A 19,440-nucleotide genomic window follows, 5' to 3' on the forward strand; every position below is an offset into this window, starting at 1 on the left:
AGCATGCAGGCCCCGCTCACGCAGCTCGGCCTCGATCCTTCGAGACGCCGCGCGAAGGACGCGCGGCTCTCGGGATGAGGGATGAGATTGTTGGCGCTGATGAGAGAAGAATTTCGTCGTGCCAGAAACATCCCGACACAAACAAAAAAGGACCAACTTGCGTTGGCCCTCCTTGTCGCGCGTACAGACCCGATCCTGTTCGACCCCGGGGGGCTGGGGGCTGAGGAATCCGGAACCGAAAGGACCGGGTCAACGCACGTGAGTCTTTTCGCAATGCAGGGCGGCAGTCGCTAGGCGGAAAAGCGGCGAGAGTATGATTCCTGCTAACGATCCCGTGACGGTTTGCCGCGAGGGAGTTCCACCATAGCGTGTGCTCCGATTCGTAACCGATTCGACCGGTTGAATCAGGAGCCCCTTGCGGCGCTGGCCGGTTGGCGCAATCATGCAGCTGTCATGATCCAGGTTCCGGGGACGGTCTTCGCGGATTCGGGTCATGCCGTGCGATGAGGAAGCGCTCCATGAGTCTGTCGGAGGATACCGATCCGAGCGAGCTGCGCGCGGCGGCGCGCCCCGCCGCGGCGACGACGCAACTGAGCCGGGTGACGTTCAACCGGCTCGAGCTGCACCGTATTCTCAATCTCTACGGCCGCATGGTCGCCGACGGCGAGTGGCGCGATTATGCCATCGACTTCCTGAGGGATCGCGCCGTGTTCTCGGTCTATCGCCGTGCCTCGGAAGTGCCGATCTACCGCATCGAGAAGGATCCGCGGCTGGCGCGCAAGCAGGGCATGTACAGCGTGATCTCGGCGACCGGCCTGATCCTGCGCCGCGGCCACGAGCTGGAGCGCGTGCTGCTGGTGATCGATCGGAAGCTCGCGGTGGTATAGCCGCACAAACGGTGCCGTAGGGTGGGCAAAGGCGCGCAGCGCCGTGCCCACGTTCTGTCTCTATCGCTGGGAGATGGTGGGCACGCTTACGCTTTGCCCATCCTACGAGGCCTACTTCCCCGGCACCGTCTTCGCGCCCTCGCCGAGGTCGCGCTGCATCATCACCGTATCGAGCCAGCGTCCGAATTTCAGCCCGACATTGGGATGCGTGCCGATCATCTTGAAGCCGCCCCTGGTGTGCACGCCGATCGAGCCGGCATTGGCGGAATCGCCGATCACCGCGATCATCTGGCGGAAGCCGCGCGCCTCGCATTCGGCGACCAGCCGTTCCAGCAGCTTTGATCCGACACCGCGGCGGTGGAAGGAGGGATCGAGATAGATCGAGTTCTCGACCGTGAAGCGGTAGGCCGGGCGCGGGCGGTAGGCGCCGGCATAGGCATAGCCGGCCACGCGGCCGTCGAGGATGGCGACAAAATAGGGATAGCCGCCGTCGACCAGCGCGCGATAGCGGCGAGTCATCTCCACGAGGTCAGGCGGCTCCAGCTCGAACGTCGCGGTGCCCTCGCGGACGGCCTGCTGGTAGATGGCGGTGATGGCGGGAAGGTCGGCCTCGGTTGCAGGCCTGATTTCAGGTTCGGACATGGGGCAAGATTAAAGCCTTCCCGCTTCTGCTGAAAGGGGCAACTGTGTTGCCACACCCGTCATTGCGAGCGCAGCGAAGCAATCCAGAAATGCATCCGCGGAGGGACTCTGGATTGCTCCGTCGCAAGGGCTCGCAATGACGAGGAGAGGCCAAGGCTCAAACAAAAACCCCGGCCTTTCGGCCGGGGTTCGTGTCCGTTCGTCCTGGTCTATCGCTTAGTCGCGCTGGCCGAGGAGCTGCAGCAGCAGCGTGAACAGGTTGATGAAGTTCAGGTACAGCGACAGTGCGCCGGTGATGGCCGCACGCTCTGCGATGTCCCCGCCGGCCGAGGCGTAGCCGTAGATGTAGTCGTTCTTCAGCCGCTGGGTATCCCAGGCGGTGAGGCCTGCGAACACCAGCACGCCGACCACCGACACGATGAACTGCAGCATCGAGCTCGCCAGGAACAGGTTCACCAGGCTCGCGATGATGATGCCGATCAGGCCCATGAACAGGAACGAGCCCATGCCGGTCAGGTCACGCTTGGTGGTGTAGCCATAGAGGCTCAGCGCACCGAATGTGGCCGCGGTGATGAAGAACACCCGCACGATCGAGGTGTGCGTGAACACCAGGAAGATCGACGACAGCGAGATACCCATCAGCGCCGCGAACACCCAGAACAGGATCTGGGCGGTCGAGGGAGCCAGACGGTTGATGCCCGCCGAGATCACGAACACCATGGCGAGCGGCGCCAGCATGAACAGCCATTTCAGCGGGCTGACGAACATCGCGTAGCCGAACGGCGTCAGGAACAGCTTGCCGACGCGGACCGCGTCCGCGGTCGGGACATCGGTCACGGCAGCCATGTAGACGCCGAGCGCGGCAAGGCCAGTGATGGCCAGGCCGATGCTCATGTAGTTGTAGATGCGCAGCATATAGGCGCGCAGGCCGGCATCGACCGTCGCGGCGTCAACACGCCCGGCGGCCCTGCCGAAAGGAGAAGCGTAGTTACGGTCTAGGTCCGACATGGTCGAATTCCCGTTGGTTGGTCCGGTCCGGCACGAGGGTCGCCATGCCGCCGGTTCGTCAAACTCTATCTCGGATACCGACGCCAACCGACTAAATTTTGGCTAACAATCGGGGCTCCGAACCCATTCGATATGTGGGAAACTAACACATTCGCTGCAACCTTCCACGCGCGGCTGAATGTCGCCCTTGGCGGCAATCCTGACGCGAACCTGACGAGCAGTCGTGGTTAATCGCAGAAATCGTGCGATTTCGCTCTCGTGCGGCCATCCGCTACATTTTGTCACAAATTCCGCAACACCGTGGCGGGCTTTTTGTTCAACGCCAGCAGCGTGCCCGCGAGCCCGAGCCCGACGGTGACGACGAGCGCGGCCGCGACCACGCCGGCCGCGCTGCCGGCCTGCCAGACGAAACTCAGCGTCATCAGCCGCGTCACGATCATCCAGGCCGCGATGCTGCCGGAAATCACGCCGAATACCGCGGTCGCGAGCCCGATCAGGAGGTATTCGAGCGCATAGGCGCCGAGCAGCCGCAGCCGCGTCGCGCCCAGCGTCTTCAGGATCACCGCATCGTAGACCCGGTGGCGATGGCCGGCGGCGAGCGCGCCGCCGAGCACCAGGATCGCCGAGATCAGGGTCACGGCGCTGGCACCGCGGATCGCCAGCGCCAGATTGGTCACGACAGAGCCGACCGTCTCCATCACCTCGCGCACGCGTACGCTCGTCACCATCGGATAAGCGTCGGCGACCTGCTTGATGATCTTGCCGTCGCCTGCCGCAGTTCCGCCCGTTTCCGTCAGCGTCGCGATGTGGGTGTGGGGGGCGCCCTTGAAGGCGTTCGGCGAGAACACCAGAACGAAGTTGATGCCCATCCCCTGCCAGTCGATGGTGCGCAGATTGCCGATCTTGGCCGGGATGTCGCGGCCAAGCACATTGACCACGACCTCGTCGCCGAGCTTGAGGCCGAGCCCGTCGGCGATCTTCTTTTCCATCGAGACCAGCGGCGGGCCGGAATAATCGGCGCTCCACCATTCGCCCTCGACCACCTTGGAGCCTTTCGGCAGCTCGCCGGTATAGGTCAGGCCGCGGTCGCTCTGCAGCACCCACTCCGAATCGGTGGTCGGCTTGAGCTCCTCGGCGCGCACGCCGCGCGCGGCGACGATGCGCCCGCGCAGCATCGGTACGTTTTCGACCGTTGCGCCCGGCGCGATCCGGCGCAGATAACCGTCGAACTGCTCGGCCTGCGTGCTCGGGATGTCGATGAAGAAGAAGGACGGCGCGCGGTCCGGCAGTGCTGCCAGGAACTGCCGGCGCAGATTGCCGTCGATCTGGGTGATGGTGACGAGCACGGCGAGCCCAAGCCCCAGCGACAGCACCACCGAGGGCGTCAGCGCGCCCGGGCGGTGGATGTTGGCGATCGCCAGCCGCAGCATCGGCAGCCGCGTCCGCGGCAACCGCCTCGCGATGGCCATCAGCAGGGCGGCGATGCCGCGCAGCAGGGCGAACACGACGACCGAGGAGGCCACGAACACCGCCGCGATGCGCTTGTCGAACGACAATCCGATCACGACCGCGATCAGCAGCGCGATCACGACGGCCATGAACACGAGATAGCCCGCGCGCGGCCGATGCCATTCCGAGCTGATGGTGTCGCGGAACAGCGCGGCCACCGGCACGTCGTGGACGCGCCCGAGCGGCCACAGGCCGAAGGCGAGCGCGGTCAGGAGGCCATAAACGAAGGACAGCGCGAGTTCGTCGGCATGCACGGCCGGCACCACCGGCAGCGGCAGCAGCTTGCCGAACAGGCCGACGATCGCGAACGGCATCGCGGCGCCGAGCGCAAGGCCGATGATCGAGCCGATGCCCGCGAGCAGGAGAACCTGCGCGAGATAGATGCCGAACACGTCGCGCCCGGTGGCGCCCACGGCCTTGAGGGCCGCGATCACTTCGAGCCGGCGGTCGATATGGCTCTTCACGGCATTGGCGACGCCGACACCGCCGATCAGCAGCGCGGCAAGGCCGACCAGCGTCAGGAACTGCGTGAAGCGGTTGATGTTGCGTTCGAGCTGCGGCGAGGCGTTGGAGCGGCTGCGGATCTCCCAGCCCGCCTGCGGCGCGGCGCTCCGCGCGTCCGCGATGAAGGCTTCGGTGGCGCGCTCGTTGTTCGCCGTATCAGGCAACTTCACCCGGTAGACCCAGCGCACCAGGCTGCCGGGCTGGATCAGGCCGGTGGCGCGCAGGCCCGCCTCGCTGATCAGGAAGCGCGGTCCGAAGCCGATGCCGCCGGCGAGCTTGTCGGGCTCGGCTTCGACGGTCGAGCGGATCTGGAAGCTCGCGGAGCCAATGGTGACGCGGTCGCCGGTCTTGAGCGAGAGCCGCGCCAGCAGTGTCGGATCGGCGGCGGCGCCGAACGCGCCGTCGCGCTCTGCGAGCAGGTCGGACATCGCCAGCTGTGGCGCCAGCGTCAGCTGGCCCAGCATCGGATAGGTGTCGTCGATCGCCTTCATCTCGACCAGTGCGAGCTGGCCATCGGCCGCGCGCGCCATGCCGCGCAAGGTCGCGGCGGTCGAGACCGTGCCGCGCGAGCGCAAGAAGGCGACCTCTTCAGGTTTCGCCTCGCGCTGGAACAGCACGAAGGAGACGTCGCCGCCGAGCAGCGTGCGGCCCTCGCGGGCCAAGCCGTCGGAGAGGCTCGCCGACACCGAGCCGACGCCGGCGATCGCCATCACGCCGAGCGCGATGCAGGCGATGAAGACATAGAAACCGCGCAGGCCGCCGCGCAATTCGCGCAGCGCGTAACGCAGCGACAGTGCGACGCCGTTTGGCTTCGCGAACGGTTCGGCCGAGGCGCTCATGCCGGCGCAGACTGCGTGTCGATGCGGCCCGAACGCAGGCGGATCACGCGGTCGCAGCGATGCGCGAGCGAGGAATCGTGCGTGACCAGCACCAGGGTCATGCCGCGCTCGGCATGCTTGCTGAACAGGAGGTCCACGATCTGTTTTCCCGTGGCCTCATCCAGATTGCCGGTCGGCTCGTCCGCGACCAGGATGGCGGGATCCGGTGCCAGCGCGCGGGCGAGCGCGACGCGCTGCTGCTCGCCGCCGGAGAGCTGGGTCGGATAGTGATGCAGGCGGTCGCCGAGCCCGACCGATTGCAGCTCCTGCGCCGCGCGCGTTGCGGCATCGGGATTGCCGGCGAGCTCCAGCGGCACAGCGACGTTCTCCAGCGCCGTCATGGTCGGGATCAGATGAAAGGACTGGAAGACGATGCCGACCTGGCGGCCGCGGAAGCGGGCCAGCGCGTCCTCGTCGAGGGCATTGAAAGGCGTGCCCGATACCACCACCTCTCCACTATCAGGACGCTCCAGCCCCGCCATCACCATCAGCAGCGTGGATTTGCCCGAGCCTGACGGGCCGATCAGGCCGATCGTCTCGCCCGAGGCGACCCGCAAGCTGATATCCTTGAGGATGTGAACGCGTGCCGCGCCCGTACCCAATGAGAGATTGACGTTGGAGATGGCGATGGTGTCCGCCGAGGCGGCGGCGAGCGAAGAGGAATCTATGCGAGTGTCCATGGTCCGGTCATATGGCAACTCCGATGGCGCGGTCGAGAGGCGTTACGGATTGTTCATGCACATAGCCGTGTTGATGCTCGGTTTGATGACGATCGCGACAACGCCGTCGTTGCAGGCTCAGCCGGCGGCCAAACCGATCAAGCTCGTGGTCCTCGGCGATTCCTTGAGTGCGGGCCTTGGCCTCCCGGCCCAGGATTCATTCCCGGCCAAGCTCAAAAAATCCTTGCAGGACAAAGGTATAGCCGTCGACATGACCAACGCCGGCGTGTCCGGCGACACCTCCTCGGGCGGCCGCGACCGGCTCGACTGGTCGGTCCCCGAGGGAACCGACGGCGTCATCGTCGAGCTCGGCGCCAACGACGCCCTGCGCGGCGTCGATCCCGATTTGACGCGGGCCGCACTGACCGACATCGTCCAGCGGCTGAAGGCGCGCAAGATCGCGGTGATGCTGTGCGGCATGCTGGCGCCGCCGAATTACGGCGCCGATTATGCCGCGCGCTTCAATTCGATTTATCCGGATCTGGCGAAGAAATTCGACGTGCTGCTCTATCCGTTCTTTCTCGAGGGCGTTGCGGCCGACGCCAAGCTCAACCAGGCCGACGGCATCCATCCGACTGCGGCCGGCGTCGACATCATCGTCGGCAACATCATGCCCACCGCGGAGGCATTCCTTGGCACGATCACTGAGCAACGCCGTTGAAAAGCGGGCAGCGCCAACCCTCATACCCAGGGTTTTACCGGGGTGAGGCGCGCGATGCTTCGCAGAGTCACACAACTGCGATAGGAATCAGGGTACCGGTGATTCGTCACCGGCTCTAAAATTTGGATATGGTCTGTCCCACGGATCATGCCCAAGCATCGGGAGTGCGAAACGATGCCGCGTTTGTTCACTGGTCTGGAAATCCCGGCCGAAGTCAGCCAGACGCTTTCCAATTTGCGGGGTGGCCTTCCCGGCGCCCGCTGGATCGACCCCGAAAATTATCACGTCACCCTGCGCTTCATCGGCGATATCGACGGCCTGTCCGCCAACGAGATCGCATCGATGCTGTTTCGCGTCGACCGCAAGCCGTTCGAGGTGAAAGTGCAGGGGCTCATGAGCTTCGGCGGCCGCAAACCGAGAGCAGTCGTTGCGACGATCGCGCCGAGCAAGCCGCTGATGGAATTGCAGGCCGAGCTCGAACGGATGATGCAGCGGATCGGTCTCAACCCCGAGGGACGCAAATACATCCCGCATGTCACGCTCGCCCGGCTGCACGATGCCAGCGATCGCGACGTCGCCGACTATCTCTCGCTGCGCGGCTACTTCCCGAGCAAGGCGTTCATGGCCGAGCGTTTTGTTCTGTTCTCCTCGCGCGCATCGACCGGCGGCGGCCCGTACGTGGTCGAGGATGCCTACGAGTTGTGTGAGTAGGCGGAAAATCGAACGGTGCGGGTCGATCAATTTTGGCGATACGGCTCGCTGGGCCTCAGTATTGCTCTGTACCTCTGGTGCCTTTCCCTCGATGCTTTTTGCGCGCCTGCATGCCAGCGCGGATACGACATCTTGATCGCCGGGCCGTTCGGCCTGTTAGCGTCCGTCACGAATTGGACCTGGCTCGCCAACCCCGTCCTTTTTTCGGCATGGTTTGGTCTCGCAGTCGCGGACAGGATCTCTGACGCGAGATTCTTCGGTGCAGGCCTGGCTGCACTCGTCATCGCGGCATCGTTCCTGCTTCAACGGGAAGTCATGATGAACGAAGCTGGCAACCTCAATCCCATCCGGGCCTATGGGGCCGGGTATTGGGTTTGGTTGTCGAGCATGGCCGTCTGCTGCGTCGGAGGCTGGCGACGGCCGAGCTTTCGGCGCGCAACAAAAATACGGGATGAAGCCCCTGCGGGTCTCTTCCGGCCGCTCTTGCCGAGGACGTCTACGAACTGTGTGAGTGGGGCCCGCACCTCGGCGCGTTATCGCAGCGGCGTCACGCTCGACCGGTTGATGTCGGTCTTCGCAAAGTCCTCGCCTTTGAACAGCAGTGGTTCGCCACGGGTCATGGCCAGCGCATAAGAAAAGCAGTCACCGTAATTGAGCGACGCGGCGTGACGCCCTTTTCCGAAACGCCGCCAGGCGCGCCGGGCCGCGTCGGCTTGCACGGCATCGACCGCGACGATCTCAGCGCCGATCTTGACGAGCCAGAGATCGAACTCGCGCCCGCCCGCATCGCCCAGCCGCGTCTCGATCACCATCGTCGCTTCAAGCACCGTCGCCGCGGAAATCAGGCGGATCGGATCGTCCACGATCAGTCGCTCCATATCCGCGGCATCGTCTTCGTCGAGCGCGATTGCCACGATCGCGGATGTGTCGATCACCATCAGCGGGGCAATCCATAATCGTCGTATCCGAGGATTTCTTCAGGCTTGCGGTCGTCCAGGACGCGCATCTCGCTCCAGCGCCGTCTGATCTCGGCAAGGTCTTCAAGCAGCGCGTCCTTGTGTGTTTGAGCGTTGAGCCGGCGCAATCGCTCCTCGATCGCGCGCTTGGTCGCAGTCGTGATGTTCTCCCCCGTCAATTGTGCCAGACTCCGGGCCAGTTGCTCGGTTTCGGGGTCCTTGATGCTCAGCGCCATGCTCGGCTCCTTGGTTCCTAGATAGGTATATTCTACCTCAAGGCGCCGCAAGCTGGATTCTGACGGCCCGCTCGGCTGTCGTCCCACCGGGGCATCCGGCCGGTTTCCGCGAAAGAGGTCGCGCATAAGCCGTTGCGCCAATACGCGGTTGCAATTTCCGTCGGTCTCTGGCGGTAAAGGGCCATGCTCTCGACCCCCAGTTCCCCCTTCAGCGAAGCCTATCAGGCCCAGATCGCGTCCGGCGCGATCGAGCCCGATGCTGCGCAAGCCGAAGTCGCCGAAGCCTATGCCGCACTGGACCAGCGGCTCGCGGACTACAAACCGCAGCGCAAGCAGGGCCTGCTTGCCCGCCTGTTCAGCAGTGACAAGGATGAGGCGCCGCGCGGGCTCTACATCCATGGCGAGGTTGGCCGCGGCAAGACCATGCTGATGGATCTGTTCTTCCAGCATGCCTCGGTCGAGCACAAGCGGCGGGCGCATTTCCACGAATTCATGGCGGACGTGCATGAGCGCATCTACGACTATCGCCAGAGCATCGCGCGCGGCGAGATCGCCGACGGCGACGTCATCGCGCTGACCGCGAACGCGATCTTCGAGGAGAGCTGGCTGCTCTGCTTCGACGAATTCCACGTCACCGACATCGCGGATGCGATGATCCTCGGACGCCTGTTCGCGAAGTTGTTCGAGCTCGGCACCGTCGTGGTCGCGACCTCCAACGTCGCACCTGACGATCTCTACAAGGGCGGTCTGAACCGCTCGCTGTTCCTGCCCTTCATCAAGCAGATCACCGACCACATGGACGTCGCGCGGCTCGATGCGCGCACCGATTTCCGGTTGGAAAAACTTCAGGGCGTGCCGATGTGGCTGACGCCAGCGGACGCTGATGCGGACGCGGCGCTCGACCGCGCCTGGTCGCGGATGTCGGGCGGCGCCAAATGCCGCTCGCGCGACATTTCGATCAAGGGCCGCATCCTGCACGTGCCATGCTCGGCCCACGGCGTGGCGCGGTTCTCGTTTGCCGATCTCTGCGAGAAGCCGCTGGGGGCATCGGACTACCTCAGGCTGGCGCACGACTATCACACCATCCTGGTCGACCATATTCCAGTGATGGACCAGTCCCAGCGCAACGCCGCCAAGCGCTTCATCACGCTGATCGACGCGCTCTATGACAATGCCGTGAAGCTGATGGCCTCGGCCGACGCCAACCCGATCTCGCTCTACCTGGCCCACGAGGGCGTTGAGGCCATGGAGTTCAAGCGGACGGCGTCGCGCCTGATCGAGATGAGCTCGGAATCCTATCTGGCGCTGGCTCACGGCCGCAAGGATTCCACCGCAAGCGGCTCCACCAAGGGGCTGGTGGAGACTTAAGTCCTATTCCTGTCGAAGGTACCGCTGTCATTCCGGGGCGCGACGAAGGTCGCGAGCCCGGAATCCATCGCGCCACAAAGCTCTGCCGCCCGATGGAGTCCGGGCCTGCGCCTGTCGGCGCATCCCGGAATGACGGACCGGTTATGGCTGCTATCGCGCCAAGCCCGACAATTGGGCATCCGGCGACTTGAACGGGGGAGGCGAAAGGGATAACCACCCTCTCAGTTTTCCCCACCTTACGTGTCTAAAGGACAGGCTCACATGGCGCGCGACAAGATTGCTTTGATTGGCTCCGGTCAGATCGGCGGAACGCTGGCTCATCTCATCGGCCTGAAAGAGCTGGGCGACGTGGTGATGTTCGACATCGCCGAAGGCGTGCCGCAAGGCAAGGCGCTCGACATCGCGCAGTCCTCGCCCGTCGACGGCTTCGATGCCCACTACACCGGCGCGAACTCCTATGAAGCGCTCGACAACGCCAAGGTCTGCATCGTCACCGCCGGCGTGCCGCGCAAGCCCGGCATGAGCCGCGACGATCTTCTCTCCATCAACCTCAAGGTCATGGAGCAGGTCGGCGCCGGCATCAAGAAGTACGCCCCCGACGCCTTCGTCATCTGCATCACCAATCCGCTCGACGCGATGGTCTGGGCGCTGCAGAAGGCTAGCGGCCTGCCGCACAAGAAGGTCGTCGGCATGGCCGGCGTGCTGGATTCGGCGCGCTTCCGCTACTTCCTGGCCGACGAGTTCAACGTCTCGGTCGAGGACGTCACCGCGTTCGTGCTCGGCGGCCATGGCGACACCATGGTGCCGCTGGTGAAGTATTCCACCGTCGCCGGCATTCCGCTGCCGGACCTCGTCAAGATGGGCTGGACCTCGCAGGCGCGCCTCGACGAGATCGTCGACCGCACCCGCAACGGCGGCGCCGAGATCGTCAATCTGCTCAAGACCGGCTCGGCCTTCTACGCGCCGGCCGCCTCGGCGATCGCGATGGCCGAGAGCTATCTGCGGGACAAGAAGCGCGTGCTGCCCTCGGCGGCGTACCTGAACGGCGAATACGGCGTGAAGGACATGTACGTCGGCGTGCCCGTCGTGATCGGCTCCAAGGGCGTCGAGCGCGTCGTCGAGATCGAGCTCGCCGGCAAGGACCGCGAGGCCTTCGACAAGTCGGTCGGCGCGGTGCAGGGTCTGGTCGACGCCTGCAAGAAGATCGCCCCCGATCTTCTCGGCCGCTAAGGGTCAAGCACTTCCCGCCGAAGCCCGAAAACCGGTCTTCGGCGGTTTCATTTCCGGGGCCCGGTTGTCGGGACAGGCCCCGGGTCGGCAGTCCAAAGATCGATGTCAAAGAATCCCGGTTGCAGTTCCTGTGGTATATGGTATGCCAGCCACAAGACTGAGGTGGGCCCTAGAGGTCACCGCCCGCGGGTTCAGGGAGCGACCATATGAATATCCATGAATATCAGGCCAAAGCGCTGCTGGGTGAGTTCGGCGTGCCGATCTCCAAGGGCGTGCCGGTCCTTAAAGCCGCCGACGCCGAAGCTGCCGCGAAGGCGCTGCCGGGTCCGGTCTATGTGGTGAAGAGCCAGATCCACGCCGGCGGCCGCGGCAAGGGCAAGTTCAAGGAAGCCTCCGCCGGCGACAAGGGCGGCGTCCGCATCGCCAAGTCGGCCGCAGAGGTCACCGAGTTCGCCAAGCAGATGCTCGGCGCCACGCTGGTGACGATCCAGACCGGCCCCGCCGGCAAGCAGGTCAACCGCCTCTACATCGAGGACGGCTCCGACATCGACAAGGAATTCTACCTCTCGATCCTGGTCGACCGCGAGACCTCGCGCGTCTCCTTCGTCGTCTCGACCGAAGGCGGCGTCAACATCGAGGACGTCGCGCACAACAGCCCCGAGAAGATCGTGACCTTCTCGGTCGATCCCGCCACCGGCATCATGGGCCATCACGGCCGCACAGTTGCGAACGCGCTGAAGCTCTCCGGTGATCTCGCCAAGCAGGCCGAGAAGCTCACCGCGCAGCTCTACGCGGCCTTCGTCGCCAAGGACATGTCGATGCTGGAGATCAACCCGCTGGTGGTGACCAAGCAGGGCCAGCTCCGCGTGCTCGACGCCAAGGTGTCGTTCGACGACAACGCGCTGTTCCGTCACCCCGAAGTGCTCGCGCTGCGCGACGAGACCGAGGAAGACGCCAAGGAAATCGAGGCGTCCAAGTACGACCTCAACTACGTCACCCTCGACGGCAACATCGGCTGCATGGTGAACGGCGCCGGTCTCGCCATGGCGACGATGGACATCATCAAGCTCTACGGCATGGCGCCGGCCAACTTCCTCGATGTCGGCGGCAGCGCCAGCAAGGAGAAGGTCGCGGCCGCGTTCAAGATCATCACCGCCGATCCCAACGTGAAGGGCATCCTGGTCAACATCTTCGGCGGCATCATGAAGTGCGACGTGATCGCCGAGGGCGTTACGGCTGCGGTTCGTGAAGTCGGCCTCAGCGTGCCGCTGGTGGTCCGCCTTGAAGGCACCAATGTCGAGCTCGGCAAGAAGATCATCCGGGAATCCGGCCTGAACGTGGTGCCGGCCGACAATCTCGACGACGCCGCGCAGAAGATCGTGAAGGCCGTCAAGGGAGGCTAAGGCCATGGCCCAGGACCATCTCGCCGCATCATCTCCGCTTCCCGAGCACGCGCGCCTCGCCGCGTTCGCCGGCGAATGGGATGGCGAAGAGGTGGTCTTCCCGTCGCGCTGGACGGCGGGCGGGCCGGCAACTTCGCACGTCGTCGCGCGCATGGACCTGAATGGATTTTATCTGATCCAGGACAGTGTCCAGAAGCGCGACGGCCAGCAGATCTTCGCCACCCACGGCATTTTCACCTACGACCGCGACGACCGGACCTACAAATTGTTCTGGTACGACTCGCTCGGCTATACGCCGCCTTCGCCCGCTTCCGGCGGGTGGGTCGGCAAGACCCTGACGCTGGTGCGCGGCTCGCTCCGCGGCAATGCGCGTCACGTCTACGAAATCATCAATGAGGATTCCTACTCGTTGAAGATCCAGTTCTCGCCGGACGCGGAAGGCTGGGCCGACGTGCTCACCGGCGTCTACCGCCGCATCCACTGACCCTCTCACTCTGTTAGTTTCGCGAAAGCAGACCTCATGTCCATCCTGATCGACAAGAACACCAAGGTCATCTGCCAGGGCTTCACCGGCAAGAACGGCACCTTCCACTCGGAAGCCGCGATTGCCTATGGCACCAAGATGGTCGGCGGCACCTCGCCGGGCAAAGGCGGCGCGACGCATCTGGGCCTGCCGGTGTTCGACACCGTGCGCGATGCGCGTGAGAAGACCGGCGCCGATGCATCGGTGATCTACGTGCCGCCGCCGGGTGCGGCCGACGCGATCTGCGAAGCCATCGACGCCGAGATCCCGCTGATCGTCTGCATCACCGAGGGCATTCCTGTCATCGACATGGTGCGCGTGAAGCGCTCGCTCGCGGCTTCCAAGTCGCGCCTGATCGGGCCGAACTGCCCGGGCGTCATGACCGCCGGCGAGTGCAAGATCGGCATCATGCCCGCCAACATCTTCAAGACCGGCTCGGTCGGCATCGTCTCCCGCTCGGGCACGCTGACCTATGAAGCCGTGTTCCAGACCTCCCAGGAGGGTCTCGGCCAGACCACTGCGGTCGGCATCGGCGGCGACCCGGTCAAGGGAACCGAGTTCATCGACGTCCTGGAAATGCTGCTCGCCGACCCCAAGACCGAGTCGATCATCATGATCGGCGAGATCGGCGGTTCCGCCGAGGAGGACGCCGCCCAGTTCCTCAAGGACGAGGCCAAGCGCGGCCGCAAGAAGCCGATGGTCGGCTTCATCGCCGGTGTCACCGCCCCTCCCGGCCGCCGCATGGGCCATGCCGGTGCGATCATCTCGGGCGGCAAGGGCGACGCCGGTTCCAAGACCGAAGCGATGAAATCGGCTGGGATTACAGTGTCTCCGTCGCCCGCCCGCCTCGGCCATACGCTTGCCGAAAAGTTGAAAGGCTAATTCACTTCTTCGTACTTTTCCGGGCGAAGTTTCGCAGCAAATAGGGTAAAGGGTGCCTGTCGCGCCGAGCCTCTGCCGGGGAGCTCGGTGCCAGCGCCGTTTGTTATGCGCGAACCGAAATCGCCAGGAACTCAAGTATGTCTCGCCAGGACGCGAACGCAGCCTTTGCCTTGTCCTCCTTTTTGCAGGGCACCAACGCCACCTACATCGACGAAATCTACGCCCGCTACGAGAAGGACCCGTCCTCGGTCGACGCCGAGTGGCAGGAGTTCTTCAAGAGCCTGAACGACCAGCCCGCCGACGTCCGGAAGAACGCCGCTGGCCCGTCCTGGGAGCGCGCCAACTGGCCGCTGACCCCGCAGGACGATCTCACCTCCGCCCTCGACGGCAACTGGGCCGAAGTCGAGAAGGCGGTCGGTGCCAAGATCGCCGCCAAGGCGCAGGCGAAGGGAGGCGACAAGGGCGCCGGCCTCTCCTCCGCCGACCTGCTCCAGGCGACGCGCGATTCCGTCCGCGCCCTGATGCTGATCCGCTCCTACCGCATGCGCGGTCACTTCCACGCCAAGCTCGATCCGCTCGGCATCGAAGCCCCGCGCAACCGCGAAGAGCTCGATCCGCGCACCTACGGCTTCAGCGAAGCCGATTTCGACCGCAAGATCTTCCTCGATCACGTGCTCGGTCTCGAATACGGCAGCTTGCGCGAGATCACCGCGATCTGCGAGCGCACCTATTGCCAGACGCTCGGCGTCGAATTCATGCACATCAGCAACGCCGCGCAGAAGGCCTGGATCCAGGAGCGCATCGAGGGTCCGGACAAGGAGATCTCGTTCACCCGCGAAGGCCGCAGAGCCATCCTGACCAAGCTGGTCGAAGCCGAAGGTTTTGAAAAGTTCTGCGACACCAAGTTCACCGGCACCAAGCGCTTCGGTCTCGACGGCGCTGAATCGCTGATCCCGGCGCTCGAGCAGATCATCAAGCGCGGTGGCAATCTCGGCGTGAAGGAGATCGTGCTGGGCATGCCGCATCGCGGCCGCCTCAACGTGCTGACGCAGGTGATGGGCAAGGCGCACCGCGCCCTGTTCCACGAGTTCAAGGGCGGCTCGGCCAACCCCGACGCGGTCGAAGGCTCGGGCGACGTCAAATATCACCTCGGCGCATCCTCGGACCGCGAGTTCGACGGCAACCGCATCCATCTGTCGCTGACCGCCAATCCCTCGCATCTCGAGATCGTCGATCCCGTCGTGCTCGGCAAGGTGCGTGCGAAGCAGGACCAGCACGGCGATCCGCCGGACATGCGCATCTCCGTCATGCCGCTGCTGATGCACGGCGACGCCGCGTTCGCCGGCCAGGGCGTGGTCGCCGAGTGCTTCGGTCTGTCCGACCTGAAGGGCTACCGCACCGGCGGCTCCGTGCACTTCATCGTCAACAACCAGATCGGCTTCACCACCTATCCGCGTTACTCGCGCTCCTCGCCCTATCCGTCGGATGTGGCGAAGATGATCGACGCGCCGATCTTCCACGTGAACGGCGACGATCCGGAAGCCGTCGTGTTCGCGGCCAAGGTCGCGACCGAGTTCCGGCAGAAATTCCACAAGCCCGTCGTCATCGACATGTTCTGCTACCGCAGGCATGGCCACAACGAGGGCGACGAGCCGGCCTTCACCCAGCCGGTGATGTACAAGCGCATCGCCGCGCATCCCTCGACGCTCGAGCTCTACGCTCGCCGCCTGATCGGCGAAGGCGTGATGACCCAGGGCGAGGTCGACAAGGCCAAGGCCGACTGGCGCGCCCGGCTTGATGCCGAGTTCGAGGCCGGCACCTCCTACAAGCCGAACAAGGCCGACTGGCTCGACGGCAAGTGGGCGGGCTTCAAGATCGCCGACCAGGAAGAGGACGCCCGCCGCGGCGTCACCGGCGTCGATTTGCCTGTTCTGAAGGACATCGGCCGCAAGATCACCAAGGTGCCGGATGGTTTCCGCGTCCACCGCACCATCCAGCGCTTCCTGGAAAACCGCGCCAAGGCGATCGACGGCAACGCGGGCATCGACTGGGCGACCGGCGAGGCGCTGGCGTTCTGCACGCTGCTGCAGGAAAACCACCACGTCCGCCTGTCCGGACAGGATTCGGAGCGCGGCACCTTCTCGCAGCGCCACTCGGTCCTGATCGACCAGGAGGACGAGAGCCGCTACACGCCGTTCAACCATCTCGGCAACGAGCAGGGCCATTACGAGGTCATCAACTCGCTGCTGTCGGAAGAAGCCGTGCTCGGCTTCGAATACGGCTACTCGCTCGCCGAGCCGAACACGCTGACGCTCTGGGAAGCCCAGTTCGGCGACTTCGCCAACGGCGCGCAGGTCGTGTTCGACCAGTTCATCTCCTCGGGCGAGCGCAAATGGCTGCGCATGTCCGGCCTCGTCTGCCTCCTGCCGCACGGCTATGAGGGGCAGGGACCGGAGCACTCCTCGGCGCGACTCGAGCGTTACCTGCAGATGTGCGCCGAAGACAACATGCAGGTGGTCTACCCGACCACGCCGGCGAACTACTTCCACGTGCTGCGGCGCCAGCTTCATCGCGAAATCCGCAAGCCGCTGATCGTGATGACACCCAAGTCGCTGCTGCGTCACAAGCGGGCAGTGTCGCGCATCGAGGAACTTGCGAAGGACACGACCTTCCACCGCATCCTCTATGATGACGCCCAGATGCTGCCGAACGAAGCCGTCAAGCTCGTTCCGGACGAGAAGGTCCGCCGCATCGTTCTGTGCTCCGGCAAGGTCTATTACGACCTCTACGAGGAGCGCGAGAAGCGCGGCATCGATGACATCTATCTGATGCGCGTCGAGCAGCTCTATCCGGTGCCGCTGAAGGCGCTGGTGGCCGAGCTGTCGCGCTTCAAGAAGGCCGAAGTGGTGTGGTGCCAGGAAGAGCCCCGCAACATGGGTGCCTGGCACTTCATCGAGCCCTATCTGGAATGGGTGCTGAACCAGGTGAACGGCGTGAGCCGGCGTCCGCGTTATGTCGGCCGCGCCGCTTCCGCCGCGACCGCCACTGGTCTGATGTCCAAGCATCAGGCGCAGTTGAAGGCGTTCCTGGACGAAGCACTGAGCTGAACTTTCTTAACTGCGTCATGCCCCGCTCGGAAGAGCGGGGCATCCAGTAGGTCGCGACTGCGAACGTCCCGGCTCGCTGGATGGCTTGCTTTTCGCGGGCCATTGACGACCGACTTATGACCGCACCGGCGATCCCTTAAGGAAAAGACCATGACTGAAATTCGTGTGCCGACGCTCGGCGAATCCGTCACCGAGGCCACCATCGGCCGCTGGTTCAAGAAGGCCGGCGACCCCGTCGCCGTCGACGAGCCCTTGGTGGAGCTCGAGACCGACAAGGTCACCATCGAGGTCCCGGCGCCCTCCGCCGGCACGCTGAGCGAGATCATCGCCGCCGATGGCGCCACCGTCGCGGTCGGCGCGCTGCTCGGCCAGATCACGGAAGGCGCCGCAGGCGCTGCCAAGGCCGCCGCGCCCGCCAAGCCCGCCGCTGCCGCTCCTGCCGCCGCTGCTGCTTCCGCCCCGGCCCCGGCCGCGAAGGCGCCGCCGGCCGACGCACCGCTCGCCCCGTCCGTGCGCAAGCTCTCGGCTGAGACCGGCGTCGATGCCTCCACCGTTCCGGGCTCCGGCAAGGACGGCCGCGTCACCAAGGGCGACATGCTCGCCGCGATCGAGCGTGCGGCCTCCGCGCCGACCCCGGTCAACCAGCCCGCCGCCGCCGTGCAGATGCGCAGCCCGTCACCGGCCGACGATGCCGCCCGCGAAGAGCGCGTCAAGATGACCCGGCTGCGCCAGACCATCGCGCGCCGCCTCAAGGACGTGCAGAACACCGCGGCCATGCTGACGACCTTCAACGAGGTCGACATGACCAACGTGATGGCGCTGCGCGCCCACTACAAGGATGCGTTCGAGAAGAAGCACGGCTCCAAGCTCGGCTTCATGGGCTTCTTCACCAAGGCCGTCGTGCAGGCGCTGAAGGACATCCCGGCCGTCAACGCCGAGATCGACGGCACCGATTTGATCTACAAGAACTACTACCACATCGGCGTCGCCGTCGGCACCGACAAGGGCCTCGTCGTGCCCGTGGTGCGCGACTGCGACCACAAGTCGATCGCTGACATCGAGAAGGGCATCGCCGATTTCGGCCGCCGCGCCCGTGACGGTCAGCTCAAGATCGACGAGATGCAGGGCGGCACCTTCACCATCACCAATGGCGGCATCTACGGCTCGCTGATGTCGACCCCGATCCTGAACGCGCCGCAGTCCGGCATCCTCGGCATGCACAAGATCCAGGAGCGGCCGATGGTCGTCGGCGGCAAGATCGAGGTCCGCCCGATGATGTATCTGGCACTGTCCTATGATCACCGCGTGATCGACGGCAAGGAAGCCGTCACCTTCCTGGTTCGCGTCAAGGAGAGCCTGGAAGATCCGGCGCGCCTGGTGCTCGATCTCTGATCCCTGATGCTCTGCGAGCGCCGTCGCCATTCGCGACGGCGCGTGTCGAACCATGGAGGCGCGCGTGACGGATAAAGTCGTTGTCATCACCGGCGGCAGCCGCGGCATCGGGCGGGCGACCGCGATTGCGGCGGCCGCGCGCGGCTTTCGTGTCGTGGTCGGTTACGCCAGCAACAAGAAGGCCGCCGACGAGGTGGTCGCGCTGATCGAGGCCAGCAATGGCAAGGCGATCGCGGTGAAATGCGATGTGGCCGAGGAAAGCGACATCCTCGAGCTGTTCAAGGCGGCCGACAAGTTCGGCACGTTAGGGGCGCTCGTCAACAATGGCGGCATCGTCGGCCAGAGCGGCGTGCGGGTCGACGAGATGTCGGCCGAGCGCATCCAGCGCGTCATGGCGGTCAACGTCACCGGGTCGATCCTCTGCGCGCGCGAAGCGGTGAAGCGGATGTCGACCAAGCACGGCGGCAACGGCGGCGTCATCGTCAATCTGTCGTCGGTCGCCGCCAAGCTCGGCTCGCCCAACACCTATGTCGATTACGCCGCGTCCAAGGGCGCGGTGGATTCCTTCACCATCGGTCTTGGCCATGAAGTCGCAGCCGAAGGCATCCGCGTCGCCGCGATCCGCCCCGGCCTGATCGACACCGAAATCCACGCCGCCGGCGGCGAGCCCGATCGCGCCCATCGTCTGGCCCATCTGGTGCCGATGAAGCGCGTCGGCACATCGGATGAAATCGCCAATGCCATCGTCTGGCTGATGTCGGACGAGGCCTCCTATGTCACCTCAGCCATTCTCGATGTGTCCGGCGGACGCTGACGCACCGGCG

General features: G+C 64.8%; 17 protein-coding genes. 11 read left to right on the forward strand and 6 right to left on the reverse strand.

What is annotated here, in order from left to right:
* The first annotated feature begins 518 nt into the window (after positions 1-518).
* Complete coding sequence (locus CIT37_RS01985) at positions 519-887, forward strand: DUF2794 domain-containing protein (protein ID WP_028139230.1); 369 nt, start codon at positions 519-521, stop codon at positions 885-887.
* A gap of 111 nt (positions 888-998) precedes the next feature.
* Here the strand turns inward: CIT37_RS01985 and CIT37_RS01990 are convergent, their stop codons facing one another.
* From CIT37_RS01990 to CIT37_RS02005, 4 genes are all read right to left on the reverse strand, one after another.
* Positions 999-1,529 (reverse strand): GNAT family N-acetyltransferase, encoded by a 531-nt coding sequence (locus tag CIT37_RS01990; RefSeq protein ID WP_028139229.1) that lies wholly within the window; start codon positions 1,527-1,529, stop codon positions 999-1,001.
* 216 nt (positions 1,530-1,745) lie between these two features.
* On the reverse strand, positions 1,746-2,537 hold the full coding sequence (locus CIT37_RS01995) for a Bax inhibitor-1/YccA family protein (protein WP_028139228.1): 792 nt from the start codon (positions 2,535-2,537) through the stop codon (positions 1,746-1,748).
* A 281-nt stretch (positions 2,538-2,818) separates the two neighbouring features.
* Positions 2,819-5,389 carry an ABC transporter permease gene (locus CIT37_RS02000; RefSeq protein WP_095425483.1) on the reverse strand — a complete coding sequence of 857 codons (2,571 nt, stop codon included), beginning with the start codon at positions 5,387-5,389 and terminating at the stop codon, positions 2,819-2,821.
* On the reverse strand, positions 5,386-6,108 hold the full coding sequence (locus tag CIT37_RS02005) for an ABC transporter ATP-binding protein (protein WP_028139226.1): 723 nt from the start codon (positions 6,106-6,108) through the stop codon (positions 5,386-5,388). The genes CIT37_RS02000 and CIT37_RS02005 overlap by 4 nt, the downstream gene beginning before the upstream one ends.
* Positions 6,109-6,163: 55 nt before the next feature.
* Between CIT37_RS02005 and CIT37_RS02010 the strand changes: the two genes are divergently transcribed.
* Complete coding sequence (locus CIT37_RS02010; protein WP_038949866.1) at positions 6,164-6,808, forward strand: arylesterase; 645 nt, start codon at positions 6,164-6,166, stop codon at positions 6,806-6,808.
* A gap of 174 nt (positions 6,809-6,982) precedes the next feature.
* Positions 6,983-7,519 (forward strand): RNA 2',3'-cyclic phosphodiesterase, encoded by a 537-nt coding sequence (gene thpR, locus CIT37_RS02015; RefSeq protein ID WP_028139224.1) that lies wholly within the window; start codon positions 6,983-6,985, stop codon positions 7,517-7,519.
* A gap of 533 nt (positions 7,520-8,052) precedes the next feature.
* Here the strand turns inward: thpR and CIT37_RS02020 are convergent.
* Together CIT37_RS02020 and CIT37_RS02025 are read right to left on the reverse strand one after the other, a co-directional pair.
* Positions 8,053-8,457: a type II toxin-antitoxin system VapC family toxin gene (locus CIT37_RS02020; RefSeq protein ID WP_028139223.1), complete on the reverse strand. Its 405-nt coding sequence runs from the start codon at positions 8,455-8,457 to the stop codon at positions 8,053-8,055.
* Complete coding sequence (locus CIT37_RS02025; protein ID WP_038949867.1) at positions 8,457-8,711, reverse strand: type II toxin-antitoxin system VapB family antitoxin; 255 nt, start codon at positions 8,709-8,711, stop codon at positions 8,457-8,459. Before CIT37_RS02025 ends, CIT37_RS02020 begins: the two co-directional genes overlap by 1 nt.
* 183 nt (positions 8,712-8,894) lie before the next feature.
* Here CIT37_RS02025 and zapE point away from each other — a divergent pair, with 183 nt between their 5' ends.
* The 8 genes from zapE (at position 8,895) to CIT37_RS02065 (ending at position 19,430) form a co-directional block, all read left to right on the forward strand.
* Positions 8,895-10,079 carry a cell division protein ZapE gene (gene zapE, locus CIT37_RS02030; RefSeq protein ID WP_028139221.1) on the forward strand — a complete coding sequence of 395 codons (1,185 nt, stop codon included), beginning with the start codon at positions 8,895-8,897 and terminating at the stop codon, positions 10,077-10,079.
* Between the two features lie 261 nt (positions 10,080-10,340).
* Entirely contained in the window at positions 10,341-11,309 is a 969-nt protein-coding gene (gene mdh / locus CIT37_RS02035) for a malate dehydrogenase (RefSeq protein ID WP_008145224.1), read from the forward strand.
* A gap of 206 nt (positions 11,310-11,515) precedes the next feature.
* Positions 11,516-12,712: an ADP-forming succinate--CoA ligase subunit beta gene (gene sucC / locus CIT37_RS02040; protein WP_038949870.1), complete on the forward strand. Its 1,197-nt coding sequence runs from the start codon at positions 11,516-11,518 to the stop codon at positions 12,710-12,712.
* 4 nt (positions 12,713-12,716) lie between these two features.
* On the forward strand, positions 12,717-13,196 hold the full coding sequence (locus CIT37_RS02045) for a DUF1579 family protein (protein ID WP_038949871.1): 480 nt from the start codon (positions 12,717-12,719) through the stop codon (positions 13,194-13,196).
* A gap of 36 nt (positions 13,197-13,232) precedes the next feature.
* Positions 13,233-14,117, forward strand: coding sequence for a succinate--CoA ligase subunit alpha (sucD, locus tag CIT37_RS02050; protein WP_028139218.1), 885 nt, complete (start codon positions 13,233-13,235; stop codon positions 14,115-14,117).
* Positions 14,118-14,254: 137 nt separating this feature from the next.
* Positions 14,255-17,224: a 2-oxoglutarate dehydrogenase E1 component gene (locus tag CIT37_RS02055; protein ID WP_038949872.1), complete on the forward strand. Its 2,970-nt coding sequence runs from the start codon at positions 14,255-14,257 to the stop codon at positions 17,222-17,224.
* Positions 17,225-17,374: 150 nt separating this feature from the next.
* On the forward strand, positions 17,375-18,616 hold the full coding sequence (gene odhB, locus CIT37_RS02060) for a 2-oxoglutarate dehydrogenase complex dihydrolipoyllysine-residue succinyltransferase (RefSeq protein ID WP_095425482.1): 1,242 nt from the start codon (positions 17,375-17,377) through the stop codon (positions 18,614-18,616).
* A 64-nt stretch (positions 18,617-18,680) separates the two neighbouring features.
* Positions 18,681-19,430 carry an SDR family oxidoreductase gene (locus tag CIT37_RS02065; RefSeq protein ID WP_161966312.1) on the forward strand — a complete coding sequence of 250 codons (750 nt, stop codon included), beginning with the start codon at positions 18,681-18,683 and terminating at the stop codon, positions 19,428-19,430.
* Positions 19,431-19,440 lie beyond the last annotated feature (10 nt).

This window comes from Bradyrhizobium ottawaense, assembly GCF_002278135.3.
GTDB lineage: Bacteria > Pseudomonadota > Alphaproteobacteria > Rhizobiales > Xanthobacteraceae > Bradyrhizobium > Bradyrhizobium ottawaense.